Raw genomic sequence first — 13,773 nt, 5'->3', positions numbered from 1 at the left:
TTGCATACTAAAACTGATGTTAAGGCGTTGTTAAATGTTATTATGACTGCTATTTAATTGCTTGAATGGATTGATTTTTCTACTTTTGCGCGAAACTTACAAGGGGCTTTACGTCAAGGAGTAAAATACTTAAATTTGTAGGTTCAAGAAGACTTATTTGTCGAACATTAATCATCTGAGTAATTTAAAAGCAAAAAAATGTTATCAGTTTCTAACTTATCTGTACAATTTGGTAAACGTGTCCTATTTGATGAGGTCAATACTACTTTCAACAATGGGAATTGTTATGGGATTATTGGAGCAAATGGTGCGGGGAAATCCACATTCTTAAAGATTTTGGCAGGCAAACAAGACCCTACTTCTGGACATGTACATCTAGAACCAGGTAAACGTATGTCTGTTTTAGAGCAAGATCATAGTTTATATGACGAGTTTCCTGTTTTAGAAACTGTATTAAGAGGAAACAAACCTTTGTTTAAGATTAAATCTGAAATTGATGCACTTTATGCAGATTATACTGATGAAAATGCTGAAAAAATTGGAGAACTTCAAGTACAATTTGAAGAAATGGATGGCTGGAATGCCGATAGTGATGCAGCAGCAATGCTATCAAACCTAGGCATAAAAGAAGATTTTCATTATACCTTAATGAAAGATTTGGATGGAAAACAAAAAGTACGTGTTTTAATTGCACAAGCCCTTTTTGGAAATCCCGATGTACTAATTATGGATGAGCCTACCAATGATTTAGATTACGAAACTATTTCTTGGTTAGAAAATTTCTTAGCAAATTATGATAACTGTGTGATTGTGGTATCTCACGATAGACACTTTTTAGATGCTGTTTGTACCCATATTTCTGATATTGATTTTAGCAAAATAAATCATTATTCAGGAAATTATTCATTTTGGTATGAATCATCTCAATTAGCTGCAAGACAACACGCACAACAAAATAAAAAAGCTGAGGATAAGAAAAAGGAGCTAGAGGAATTTATTAGGCGTTTTTCAGCTAACGTTGCCAAGTCTAAGCAGGCAACGAGTAGAAAAAAGATGATCGAAAAATTAAACATTGCGGATATCAAGCGTTCTAGTCGCCGTTATCCAGCAATTATTTTCGAAAGAGATAGAGAAGCTGGCGATCAAATATTAAATATTGAAGGTTTAGCAGCATCTTTAGATGGAGAAACATTATTTAGTAATATAGACTTAAACTTAGCAAAAGGAGATAAGGTTGTAATATATTCTAAAGACTCTAGAGCAACAACAGCTTTTTACCAAATCATTTCTGGTAACGAAAAAGCTGACGCAGGAAAATTTGCTTGGGGAGTTACAACAACACAATCATATTTACCACTAGATAATAGTGCTTTTTTTGATAACAAGTTAACTTTGGTAGATTGGTTACGTCAATGGGCAACTACCGAAGAAGAACGCGAAGAGGTTTACGTAAGAGGGTTTTTAGGAAAGATGATTTTTAGCGGAGAAGAAGCTTTAAAAACATCAAATGTGTTATCAGGAGGAGAAAAAGTACGCTGTATGTTATCTAGAATGATGATGATGCGTGCTAATGTATTAATGTTAGATGAGCCAACAAACCACTTAGATCTAGAGAGTATTACTGCTTTTAATAATTCGTTAAAGAACTTTAAAGGTACCGTGTTATTTACGACACATGATCATGAGTTTGCTCAAACTGTGGCAACTAGAGTGGTAGAATTAACACCTAACGGAGTTATAGATCGTTACACAACTTTTGATGAATATATGCAAAACTCGAAAATTAAAGAGCTACGAGAAAAAATGTATTCAGTTAATGTATAATTAGAGAACTTTTGTTTTCAATGGAAAGTATAAATAAGCCAAAAATCTAAGATTTTTGGCTTATTTATTTTATGTAGTAAAGTAAATTACAAATGTTTATCGCATTAAATTAAGCCTCCATTTCTGCTAAAACAGATTGCACAACAGTAACAGCTTTATCTAATTCATCTTCATGTACATACACTTCTTGGGAACCTGGAATTGATGCGGCAAAACCTGCCAATCTACCAGACTCTGTTTCATCTTTTATAATAGCAGTAATACCATTCTCTTCTAGTTTTGTCGTTAATTGCTGAACAATAATAAAACTTCCTGTATATATTTTAGTATAATGAGATTCCATAATAAATAAGTTTAAGATGTGTCTACTAAAGATACAAAAAAACAAATCAATTTGCTTATTTTTAGGACAATAAACGTGACTAATTCTTACAAAAAATGAGAATTAATTTTTTAAAACAATTTTAGTGAATCAACTTAAACACCAAATTTTAAGCTTACAGTCTAAGTCTCAGTCTCTTGAACCAAATGAAGCTCAAAGAAATATATATTTAGAAAAAGTAAATGCTTACGCCAATTCATTTCTTAATTCAATTGATACAACAAATGCATATTGTGGAGATAAAGAAACGCCTGAAATTTTTAAAGTAACCAATAAAACAAAGTCAATAGAGCAAATTTTAGAGCTTTATGCTAATGAGGTAGCAGCAAAAGGAATTAATGCAGCTTCTGGAGGGCACTTAGGTTATATTCCTGGAGGAGGAATATACACATCATCCTTGGCAGATTATTTAGTCGACGTTACCAATGAATATGTTGGAATGCATTATTCATGTCCCGGAGGTGTTGCGATAGAGCATGAACTTTTAAACTGGATGAAATCTATGTTTAATTTTCCGGGTTCTGCCATTGGAAATTTAACTTCAGGTGGTTCTATAGCTAATTTAATTGCGTTAACTGCTGCAAGGGATAAACATGGAATTAAAAATGCTGTAATTGAGAAAAGTGTTATTTATACTAGCCCTCAAGTGCATCATTGTATTCAAAAAGCACTTCGAATTATTGGTTTGGAAGATGTGCAAATTAGATATTTAAAGTTAGATGTATATTCAAGAATTATCGCTTCAGATTTAGAACAAAAAATTGAGAAAGATAAAAGGGAAGGACTAAATCCTTTTGTAGTTATAGCTTCAGCTGGAACAACTGATACTGGAGCAATCGATCCGTTACAAGCTATTGGGAAGATTGCAAAAGCAAATAATTTATGGTATCATATTGATGGTGCTTATGGAGGTTTTTTTATTCTTGTTGATAGAGTGAAAGAGCGATTTGAAGGCATAGAGATGGCAGATTCTTTAGTGATTGACCCTCATAAAGGATTGTTTCTTCCTTACGGACTTGGAGCTGTATTAGTTAAAGATAAAGATGCAGTATACCATTCCAATCATTATCGTGCCAACTACATGCAAGATGCTATTGATGATGATATGCCAGTAAATCCAGCAGATGTATCTCCAGAACTAACCAAACACTTTAGAAGTTTACGCATGTGGTTGCCCTTGCAGTTACATGGAATAGAACCATTTATCGCTTGTCTTGAAGAAAAGTTACTATTAACTCAGTATTTTAGAGAAGAATTAGTAAAAATTGGTTTTAAAGTTGGTCCTGAGCCAGATTTATCGGTAAGCTATTTTTGGTATCCTACTAATAATGATAATGAAAATAATTTTAATGAAACCCTTTTGAAAGAATTACATAACGATGGTGAAATATTCTTAAGTTCTACCTTAATAAATGGAAAGTTTGTAATCCGTATGGCTTTATTGTCATTTAGAACTAAATTAGAAACCATAGATAAAGCTATTGCTATGATAGAAAGAGGATTAACTAAAACAATAATATGAAAAGAATAGCCATAATGTTTTGTTTGACTATCGTATCAGTAAGCTTTTGTTTCGGACAAACAGTATATGATGATATTTCGAAAGAAATATGTGATTGTGCAGAAAGCAAACAAATAAAAAGTTATAAAGAGATTGAGTCATGTATGCAATCAGCTCTATTTAAAAATATAAACGCCTTATTAGTTGCCGAAAAGGTTGAGCTGATTACAGAACTGAACGAAGACGTTTTTGATAAGATTGGGGTTCATTTTACTAAGAATTGTGAGTATGCACTTGAACTAGTTGAAGATACTGTAAAAGAAAAAATCCCTGAGACTAAAGAGCCCAATGCGTTAGAATGTAATGATTTAACTAAAGGTAATTACTATTATGTTCATGAAATTGAGCTAGATGAGGTTGTTGTTGATACGACGTATGTGTCAATATCAGACAGGTTTTTTGTTGAAACAATGAATAATGGAAAGTCATATTCTTTGCTAGAGTTTCAAAGAAAAGGAGATTGTAATTTTGACTTGACTTTTGTTGAAAGCAATGATGAGTTTAAGGGTCAGATTAGTAATAAAGGAGATATTTTTAATTATGAAATTGTAAGTTCTACTCCTAATTCTTTTTTTATCAAAACAACTTATCAAGGTAAAATCTTCCATTTTGAATTAATAAAAGCGAACAGATGAAAACAAACTATTACTTATTATTAATCACATTAATAATATCAGCAAATATGGATGCACAAAACAAACGACTTAGAGATTACGGCATTGAAATAGGTGTTTTAAAAACAGGAAAACTAAATGCAATTACCGATGTTGATGGTGTTACAGTTGGTCATGAAACCATTATAGAAGGAGATAATGTAAGGACAGGAGTTACTGCCATTATACCGCATCAAGGAAATGTGTTTCAAAACAAAGTCCCTGCAGCCATCTATATAGGAAATGGCTTTGGAAAGCTAGCTGGATATTCTCAGGTTAAGGAATTAGGTAATATTGAAACACCAATTATTTTAACTAATACGTTAAGTGTTGCTGCAGGTATGGAAGGTTTAATAAGTTACACCCTAAACCAAGAAGAAAATAAAAATGTACGTTCGGTTAACTCGGTAGTTGGTGAAACGAATGATAGTTGGTTAAACGATATACAAGGACGTCATGTAACTGAGCAACATGTACTAAATGCCATTAAAAAAGCAAAAAACGGAGTAGTAGAAGAAGGTAATGTTGGCGCAGGAACAGGAACCATCTGTTTTGGATATAAGGGAGGTATTGGAACATCTTCAAGAAAACTTCCTAAGTCTTTAGGAGGTTATACTGTTGGTGTATTGGTGCAAACTAATTTTGGAGGTGTGTTAGAAATTAATGGTGTGCCAATAGCTAAAGAATTACAAAAGTATCCTTATCGAGATAAAATTTTAAATGATGCTGATGGTTCTTGTATGATTGTTGTTATTACTGATGCGCCATTAAACGCTAGGAATCTTGAACGTTTGGCTAAACGTGCTATGTTAGGGTTAGCTAAAACAGGAGGTATAGCTTCTAACGGAAGTGGTGATTATGTAATTGCGCTTTCTAATGCAAAAGAAAACCTAATCTCTTATCAAAGTGACTCTATGTTTAACCAGAAAAAAGAAGTAAGAAACGATGATATGTCTCCGTTGTTTTTGGCAACGATAGAATCCACAGAAGAAGCTATTTTAAACTCCCTTTTTGCTGCTGTTACCATTACTGGACGTGATAATCATAAAGTAGAATCTCTGCCAATTGATAAAGTAATTGAGCTTATGAAAACGTATAATAAAATCAAAAACTAATTTAAAAAAGTGAATTGAAAAACCTAGAATATTTATTTTTACTTCTAGCCTTATTGGCTGAAATTATTGGAACAATTGGAGGTTTTGGCTCTTCTGTGTTTTTTGTTCCTATAGCCAATTTTTATTTCGATTTCCAAACTGTATTAGGAATAACAGCTTTGTTTCATGTGGCAAGTAATTTGAGTAAGATTGCCATGTTTAAAAAAGGGATAGATAAAAAATTAGTGACTTATATTGGTATTCCTGCTGTTGTGTTTGTCATTATTGGAGGTATTATCGCCAAATATTTGAATGAATACTTGCTAGAAATCATTTTAGGAGTATTTTTAATTGGTTTGAGTCTTTTATTTCTTATAAAAAAAGGGTTGATTATTAAACCAAATAAAAGAGAAGCACTTCTTGGAGGTACATTTTCAGGATTATTTGCTGGGATATTGGGAACAGGAGGAGCTATTAGAGGATTAACCATGGCAGCTTTTAATCTTGAGAAAAATGTATTTATAGCCACTTCTGCTATCATAGATTTCTTTGTTGATTTTAGCAGAACCATTGTCTATTTCTTTAATGGTTTTATTACCAAAGAAATTTTAATCTATATTCCATTTTTAATAGTGATAAGTATTGTTGGTACTTATTTGGGTAAACTTTTGCTAAAAAGAATATCGCAAGATTCTTTTAAAAAAATGTCTTTATATTTAATACTGCTAATAGGGATTACGACACTTTTTAGCGCCTTATATTATTAACTGAATAATAGTATAGTCAGTTTTAATTGTTATCTGTTAGGTTTTTATAATAACTACTACTAATAAGCTAACAATTTTAATAATGGTTAGTAAATTTTTCCCAGAAATAAACAAGGTTTACTTCATAAACCAATACTCACTTTTTCAAATACTTTCTGGGCATGGAAGTATAGAAGTAGATTTTAAAACGTATTTGAATTGGCAAGATAAAATCATTTATTTAGAAAAAGGACAGTACATAAAGTTCTTATCTGATGATTTTGAGGTTAGACAGATAGTTTTTGATGAAGAGACAATCTTTAAAAACAAAGATGTAAGAGTGCTTTTTAAGCACCTAATATCTTTGGGCTACATAAATTTTAATGAATGTGATGACTGCCAGAAATATCTACAAAACACAGTTTTTTCAAATAAAATAACAGATATTATTGATGTTTCTTCTAAGCAATGGTTTTGGCAAAATCCATTTCATGCAAACAAAGAAGAGTATCACCTAATTTTTGATGTTAAGGATGTTATTGATGTAGAATATAAAAATCATCTTACTAACAACGAGTTGGCAGAAATAGTTAATGATAGTGGCTATGAAGCACAAGCATTAATAAAAGATAAAGTTGGAGTTTCTTTGAAGAATCTTTTAGGAAGCAAAAGATTATTAGAAGGAAAAAAGGAAATTGCGTTTACTGATAAAAGTATACAAGAAGTATCTTATGAATTAGGATTTAAGGATACGGCATACTTTAATCGTGTTTTTAAATTTCAAACAGGGAAAACACCAAAACAATTCAGGTCAGATTTCGATTTTCAACAGAGAGATTCTTTTGTTCAAAATATTTCAGAATTAATATATGACTATCATGCTCAAGAACAATCTCTTGGATTTTATGCTGATAAAATGAACCTTTCCATAAAAGCATTGTCTAAAAAAGTAAAAGATAAAATGAATATATCTTTAGGACAATTAATCCGGTTAGAGCTTACTAATACTGCAAAACGATTATTGTCCGAAGGTGCCAGTATCACTAATATTGCATACCAATTAGGCTTTGAAGAGCCTAACCATTTTTCTGCATTTTTTAAAAAATATTCTGGAGAAACACCATCTCAATTTCAAAATAAAAAGTACAATTTTTAGTGTTTTTTTTGTAGGTCTTTAACTGTATTCCATTCTGATATTTGCAATGTAATTACAAACATATTTTGTTTAATCATTAAAAATAAAAGAATGAATATTAAAGAATTAGCTGTAGAAATGGACAGTGTGGTTGCACAAGGTGCAATAGTAGATGCTGTCAAACAATTTTTTGCTAACGAGGCTACTACTTCAGATTTTGGAGATGTTAAAACTTCAAATAAAAATCAGATGATAGAAAAGATGGAAGGCTTTGCAGGAGCAATAGCCGAAGTAAATGGTATAAAGCATCATCACACAATTGTAGATGGAAATGTATCAGCTTCAGAGTTTACTTTCGATTTTTCTATGAAAGATGGCAGTCATATTTATTGGCACGAAATAATTCGACGTATTTGGAACGAAGAAGGAAAAGTTATTCAAGAAGACTATTTTAACGCCAACTAAAATGAAGTTTCGATTTATTTCTCCTACACTTCATGGAGTTGCAGATTATTCTGCAGGAGTTGGACTTATCATTGCACCTTTTGTATTAGGATTAGGAAGCGTTAATGCTGCATCTCATTGGATTTCTGTAGTTACAGGAATTGCAGTTTTAGCTGTTAGTCTTTTAACCAATTACAAGTTGGGAGCATTTAGACGAATACCTTTTCAAGGACATCTTGCTATAGATTTAGTAGTAGCTATAGCATTTACGATACTTCCATTTGCTCTAGGGTTTACAGGAATGGAAGCAAATTACTACTTGTTTAATGCAGCTGTAGTATTTACAGTCGTGTCATTAAGCGAAAACGATTATTAATAAATTAAAATTAAAAAAAAATGAAAAATATAATAAAAACAGTAACGCTTGCATTAGCATTTTTAGTAACGACTATAGGCTTCTCACAAGATAATAAAGCCAATAATATTGATAATAGCAATATAGCCTTACAAGGTTATAGTCCTGTGTCTTACTTAGACTTAGGGATAGCTCAAAAAGGATTAAAGCAATATAAATCTGAATACAAAAAAATTGCATATTATTTTACATCTGCAGAACAAAAAGCAACATTTGAAAAGAATCCTGAGCGATATGTACCTCAATATGGTGGTTTCTGCGCTTTTGGTGTGTATGCAGGAGCAAAGTTTAGACCAGACCCAAACAAGTTTATTGTAAAAGATGATGAGTACTTTTTATATCTATACAATTTAGAATTAGATGCTCAGCAGCTTTGGTTGGGAGAAAATAACCATGCAAAATTAGTATCTGTGGCAAATAAGAATTGGTCAAAACTAAGTAAAACTCATAATTAATATTGCTATGAAAGAAATACATGTCCCAACAAGAGATCAAGTAGATAATAAATCTAAGGTCATATTTGATAACATCAAAAGCAAAATAGGAATGTTGCCAAATATCTACGCAGTAACAGGATATTCTTCAGATAGTTTAGAGTTACACATGGAAACAACTAATCGAGCTGGGAAAGGAAGTTTTTCAATGAAAGAGCTAGAAGCGATTCGTTTAGTAGTTTCTGAAGTGAATGGTTGTGATTATTGTTTGGCAGCTCATACAGCCATTGCAAAAATGAATGGGTTTAACGATGAAGATGCTATAGCATTAAGAACTTTAAACAGTAGTAATGAAAAGCTATTAGTTTTAACAACTCTAGCTGCTGATATTGTTGAGAACAGAGGAAAGCCATTAGAAAGTAATATTGATAAGTTTTTCGATTTAGGTTACACCGAAAAGGCTTTGATAGATATGGTATCTGTAATAGTAGATATTACATTTACTAATTACATTCATGGCATCACTAGAGTACCAATTGATTTCCCAGAAGTTGTAAGTGTTTAGTTTATTTTTTTAAGATTAGAAGGTGCTTTGTTCGGTTGTTCATGAACAAAGTGCCTTTTTCTAAAAAGTTCCTACAAAACCAATTTGATTTCTACTGAATCTAAAATTCCAAGTTATTGCTTTTTGTTTTTTTGGATAGTCATAGGATTCCGAATTAAATAAGAATTTATCAATACTATCAACCACAACTATAGATAGAGCAGCTCCAAAAGCAACGTCGCTTAACCAATGAGCACCATCCATTAAACGTGTTAAGGCAGGAATACTACCAATAAAGTAAATTCCAATTTTCGTCCAGGTGTTATCAAATTGCTTAGCAATAGAATGTGCCATAGTAATTCCAAGAACCGTATGTCCTGATGGGAATGATAAATAGTCTTCGTTACCAGCAAATGGCTTAAAAGTGTAAGGGGTGTCACCTGAAAAAGGGCGAGCACGACCAAAAGCTGTTCGCGCAAAAATTTGTAAATAACCAGCAGTTATCGATGAAGAAATAATTAAAACACTAGTTTTTCTTATTTGCTCATTCTTTGTTAATAAACCAAAACCATAAAGGCCAGCATTTGCCATTAAATAGTTTTGTGGACTAGCGAAGTAAAAACCAAATTCTTGTATTGGTTGAGGAAAACTATCGTCCTGTTGTCTAAAAAAATTACTGGTTTCTCTATCTGTTGCAGATATTATTACAGTTCCCAATACCATCCCACCAAATTTAGCATAATCTTTACCTTTCCAATGTAATGGTCTTGTAACTGCATGCTTTATACTTCTCCATGAAGCATTAGTATCATATTTAAAAGTTTGCCAAGTATTTAGACTGTCTTTAGATATTTCAATTTTATCTTGGGCAACAATTATTGACCAATAATTGCTAAACAACAGAAAGAATATTATTAATGACCGATTCATTTTAACGCAACTCAGCTCCAAGCTGCTTTTCAAAATTAGCTTGCAGTTTGCTCATGATTTTGTCAATCTGCTTGTCAGTAAGTGTTTTGTGTTCGTCTTGCAACATAAAACTAACAGCATAACTCTTTTTGCCTTTTGGAAGGTTTTTGCCTTCGTAGACATCAAACAAATTCACATTTTTCAGCAACTGCTTTTCAGATTGATTTGCAATTTTATGGATATCATCAAATGAAACAGATTCATCTAATAACAAAGCAAAATCACGACGAACCTCAGGGTATTTAGGTATATCTTTAAAGGTAATTGTATTGCGTTTGGCCACTTCAAGAATGTTGTCCCAATTAAAATCGGCAAATAGTACGTCTTGCGAAATACCAAACGTTTTTAAAATCGATTTCTTTACAATTCCGTAGTCTACTAATTTAGTTTTTCCTAAACTTAAGCTTAAACCTTCACTAAACACATCATTTTTTATTGGAGACGTTCTAGCTCTAGAAATACCTAATCTACTTATTACTGCATCCACACTTCCTTTTAAGTAAAAGAAATCACTTGATTTGCTTTCGGCATTCCAACGTTCGGCATTTTTGCTTCCAGTTATTAATAATGATAAGTGTTTATGTTCTTCGCGAGTGTCATTATAATTATGATATGTTTTTCCAAACTCAAATAATTTTAAGCTTGTTTGCCTTCTATTAATATTATGAGCAATAGCTTCTAGACCAGAGAATAATAATGATTGTCTTAATACAGATAAATCTGTGCTTAGAGGATTCAACATAGTTACATTATGTTCTTCTTTTAACTGCTCACTTAATTTGGCGTAATTAGGCGTGGTTAAAGAATTAGCCATAATTTCATAAAACCCCTGAGAAACTAACTGATTACCAACTACGTTTTGCACTTTGTGATCTTCAAATCTTGAAGAATTTGAAATAGAAGCATTTAATTTTTCAGTTATACCAATATTGTTGTAACCATATACACGTAAAATTTCTTCAATAATATCGGCTTCACGTTGTACATCGTTTCTATAAGCAGGAACGGTTAATCCTAAACCAGTTTCTGTAACATTATTGATAGTGATGTCTAATGACATTAAGATACGTTTGATAATTTCGCGCGGAATTTCTTCGCCAATTAAATTTTTGGCATTTTCAAAGCTTAATCGTACTTGAAAATCTTCAATTTTAATTTTATATTCATCAATTACATCACTTGTTATTTCGCCTCCAGCAATTTCAGTAATTAATAAAGCGGCACGTTTTAAGGCATATTCTGTAATATTTGGATCGATACCTCTTTCAAATCTAAAAGAAGCGTCCGTATTTAACCCATGACGTTTAGCTGATTTTCTAATTGATACAGGATCAAAATAAGCACTCTCTAAAAAGATACTTGTGGTTTCTTTGGTAACACCAGAATGAATACCTCCAAAAACACCAGCAATACACATTGGATTTTCTTCACCATCACAAATCATTAAATCCTCGGCATGTAATTCGCGTTCTACCTCGTCAAGTGTTACAAATTTTGTTCCTGCAGGAAGTGTTTTTACAATGATTTTCTTGTTTTTAATTTTATCGGCATCAAAGGCGTGTAAAGGTTGCCCCAGTTCATGTAACACATAATTGGTAGCATCTACTACATTATTAATTGGAGATAATCCAATAGCTTTTAAACGATGTTGCAACCAACTTGGAGATTCTCCAATGTTTAATCCAGAAATAGTCACACCACAATAACGAGGAGATCTTTGTTTGTCTTGAATGTCTACATCAATTTTAAGAGCACGATTATCCACATGAAATGCACTTACCGAAGGTGTAATTAATTCAAGATGTACTTCTTGTTGAATCAATCCAGCTTTTAAATCGCGTGCAACACCAAAATGACTCATGGCATCAGCTCTATTTGGTGTCAATCCAATTTCAAAAACTTGGTCATTTTCAACATTAAAAATATCAGCAGCTAGTGTACCAACTTTAATTTTAGTATCAAGAATCATAATCCCATCGTGAGATTCTCCAAGACCAAGCTCATCTTCAGCACAAATCATTCCGTGGCTTTCTTCACCACGAATCTTACCTTTTTTAATTGTCCAAGCTTCGCCATCAGCAGTATATAAAGTCGTGCCAATAGTGGCTACAGGGACTTTTTGTCCAGCGGCAACATTGGGTGCACCACAAACAATTTGTAAAGGAGTTTCACCACCAACATCAACCGTTGTTACTTTTAATCTATCAGCATTTGGATGTTGCTCACAAGTTAGCACCTCACCAATAACAACGCCTTCTAGTCCACCTTTAACGGATTGATAGTTTTCAATACCTTCAATTTCTAAACCTAAATCTGTTAGTAATTCTCCAGTTTTTTCGGCATTCCAATCTATGTTAATGAATTGCTTTAACCAATTGTATGAAATCTTCATTTATAACCTAAATATTTATTGCGCAAAGATATAATATTCGAGCATCAATAAAAATATGGATAATCTATTTTGGCATAATAACCGTATATTAATTAGTAAATAATATTAACTTAAACATTAAACGAATGAAAACAGTATCAAAATTAATCGCTATAATATTCCTTTTGGGTTTTGTAGCTTGTAAAGACACAAAAAAGGAAGAGGAAGAAACTCTTGCTGCCATTGATGAAATTGAAACAATAGAAGGTGAGATGGAAGAGATCGCTGAAGATATTGAAAATGGAGTGAAAGATTTAGAAGAGGCTATTAAGGAACTTGAAGAGGATATTAAAGAGATAGTAAATTAATCATACAAATTCGATTAATAATACTGCCTAAATATATGGCAAACAACTATCAAAAAAAATTAAAACACAAAAACTTAAACAAATGAAACATTTAAAATATATAGTTCTTACTGCCGCTTTTTTAACTTTAGTAGGACAACAAGAAATATGTGCACAAGGCAAATCTGAAGCTGCCAAAGCAAAAGTAGAGCAAAAGAAGGAGTCTATTGAGAAAGAGATAAAAGAAGATATTAAAGAAGTAAGAGATGATAAAAGAGAAGATATGAAGGCGTTGCGTGAGCGCTTAAAGGCTGCTACGACTGATGAAGAACGTGAAGCTATTCTTGAAAAAATGAAAGAATTAAGGGGAGATGCAAAAGAGGATATAAAGGAATTGAAGGAAGATCTTGATGATGATGATAAATTGGAAAGAGAAGCCAAAGCGAAACTTAATCAAGAAGTCAAAGCAAAGGAAAACAAAGCGAAAGGAAATGCTTACGGAAAAAATAAAGGTGAATTAAAAGGTAGAGAATTTGGTTTGGCTCGTGCTGCTGAGGCGAAAGCTAAAGTTAAAAAGTATGAAGAAAGTTTTGAAAAAAATGATGAGCTTATAAAAAGAGGGAAATCTAGAATTCAGCAAGCAATGGAGCGTATTAAAAAGGCCAAGGAAGATAAGTCACTTACCGAAGACGAAATTAAAGAAAGAGAAGAGCGAATCAAAAAAGCCGAAAACAAAATAAATAGCCTTGAAGAAGCAATTAAAAAGGCTAAAGAAAAAATGAAAGAAAAGACAGAGCAATTATCAAAAATATTGGTTAAAGAAAATAATTAATTGATATAATCAATCTAAAGAT

Annotated in this window: 15 protein-coding genes; 12 read left to right on the top strand and 3 right to left on the bottom strand. The window is 32.1% G+C overall.

Annotation, left to right across the window (positions count from 1 at the left end; translation table 11 throughout):
- Positions 1-198: 198 nt before the first annotated feature.
- Positions 199-1,824, top strand: coding sequence for an ATP-binding cassette domain-containing protein (locus tag ABGB03_RS08905; protein WP_347922031.1), 1,626 nt, complete (start codon positions 199-201; stop codon positions 1,822-1,824).
- Positions 1,825-1,933: 109 nt separating this feature from the next.
- On the opposite strand, the gene ABGB03_RS08900 is transcribed toward ABGB03_RS08905, so the two are convergent.
- Positions 1,934-2,167, bottom strand: coding sequence for a DUF2007 domain-containing protein (locus ABGB03_RS08900; protein ID WP_347922029.1), 234 nt, complete (start codon positions 2,165-2,167; stop codon positions 1,934-1,936).
- A 124-nt stretch (positions 2,168-2,291) separates the two neighbouring features.
- Between ABGB03_RS08900 and ABGB03_RS08895 the strand changes: the two genes are divergently transcribed.
- From ABGB03_RS08895 to ABGB03_RS08855, 9 genes are all read left to right on the top strand, one after another.
- On the top strand, positions 2,292-3,728 hold the full coding sequence (locus ABGB03_RS08895) for an aminotransferase class V-fold PLP-dependent enzyme (protein WP_347922026.1): 1,437 nt from the start codon (positions 2,292-2,294) through the stop codon (positions 3,726-3,728).
- Positions 3,725-4,402, top strand: a complete 678-nt coding sequence (locus ABGB03_RS08890; RefSeq protein ID WP_347922024.1) for a hypothetical protein — start codon at positions 3,725-3,727, stop codon at positions 4,400-4,402. Before ABGB03_RS08895 ends, ABGB03_RS08890 begins: the two co-directional genes overlap by 4 nt.
- Complete coding sequence (locus ABGB03_RS08885; RefSeq protein WP_347922022.1) at positions 4,399-5,535, top strand: P1 family peptidase; 1,137 nt, start codon at positions 4,399-4,401, stop codon at positions 5,533-5,535. The genes ABGB03_RS08890 and ABGB03_RS08885 overlap by 4 nt, the downstream gene beginning before the upstream one ends.
- 14 nt (positions 5,536-5,549) lie before the next feature.
- A complete protein-coding gene (locus ABGB03_RS08880; protein ID WP_347922019.1) occupies positions 5,550-6,281 on the top strand; it encodes a sulfite exporter TauE/SafE family protein in 732 nt (243 codons plus the stop codon).
- Positions 6,282-6,363: 82 nt separating this feature from the next.
- Entirely contained in the window at positions 6,364-7,416 is a 1,053-nt protein-coding gene (locus ABGB03_RS08875) for an AraC family transcriptional regulator (RefSeq protein WP_347922017.1), read from the top strand.
- Between the two features lie 90 nt (positions 7,417-7,506).
- On the top strand, positions 7,507-7,860 hold the full coding sequence (locus ABGB03_RS08870) for a hypothetical protein (RefSeq protein WP_347922014.1): 354 nt from the start codon (positions 7,507-7,509) through the stop codon (positions 7,858-7,860).
- Between the two features lies 1 nt (position 7,861).
- On the top strand, positions 7,862-8,215 hold the full coding sequence (locus ABGB03_RS08865; protein WP_347922012.1) for a hypothetical protein: 354 nt from the start codon (positions 7,862-7,864) through the stop codon (positions 8,213-8,215).
- Positions 8,216-8,235: 20 nt separating this feature from the next.
- Complete coding sequence (locus ABGB03_RS08860) at positions 8,236-8,709, top strand: YHS domain-containing (seleno)protein (RefSeq protein ID WP_347922010.1); 474 nt, start codon at positions 8,236-8,238, stop codon at positions 8,707-8,709.
- 7 nt (positions 8,710-8,716) lie between these two features.
- Positions 8,717-9,253 (top strand): carboxymuconolactone decarboxylase family protein, encoded by a 537-nt coding sequence (locus ABGB03_RS08855; RefSeq protein WP_347922007.1) that lies wholly within the window; start codon positions 8,717-8,719, stop codon positions 9,251-9,253.
- 60 nt (positions 9,254-9,313) lie between these two features.
- Here ABGB03_RS08855 and ABGB03_RS08850 read toward each other — a convergent pair whose 3' ends face one another.
- Together ABGB03_RS08850 and pheT are read right to left on the bottom strand one after the other, a co-directional pair.
- Complete coding sequence (locus tag ABGB03_RS08850) at positions 9,314-10,162, bottom strand: phosphatase PAP2 family protein (protein WP_347922005.1); 849 nt, start codon at positions 10,160-10,162, stop codon at positions 9,314-9,316.
- Between the two features lies 1 nt (position 10,163).
- Positions 10,164-12,593: a phenylalanine--tRNA ligase subunit beta gene (gene pheT / locus ABGB03_RS08845; RefSeq protein ID WP_347922003.1), complete on the bottom strand. Its 2,430-nt coding sequence runs from the start codon at positions 12,591-12,593 to the stop codon at positions 10,164-10,166.
- A gap of 125 nt (positions 12,594-12,718) precedes the next feature.
- Here pheT and ABGB03_RS08840 point away from each other — a divergent pair, with 125 nt between their 5' ends.
- Both ABGB03_RS08840 and ABGB03_RS08835 read left to right on the top strand, forming a co-directional pair.
- Positions 12,719-12,940 (top strand): hypothetical protein, encoded by a 222-nt coding sequence (locus tag ABGB03_RS08840; RefSeq protein ID WP_347922001.1) that lies wholly within the window; start codon positions 12,719-12,721, stop codon positions 12,938-12,940.
- 82 nt (positions 12,941-13,022) lie between these two features.
- Positions 13,023-13,751, top strand: coding sequence for a hypothetical protein (locus ABGB03_RS08835; RefSeq protein ID WP_347921998.1), 729 nt, complete (start codon positions 13,023-13,025; stop codon positions 13,749-13,751).
- Positions 13,752-13,773 lie beyond the last annotated feature (22 nt).

It is taken from the genome of Pontimicrobium sp. SW4 (assembly GCF_039954625.1).
Classification (GTDB): domain Bacteria; phylum Bacteroidota; class Bacteroidia; order Flavobacteriales; family Flavobacteriaceae; genus Pontimicrobium.
The sequence above is the reverse complement of the archived record's forward strand: the minus strand, read 5'-3'. Positions and strand labels throughout refer to the sequence as shown.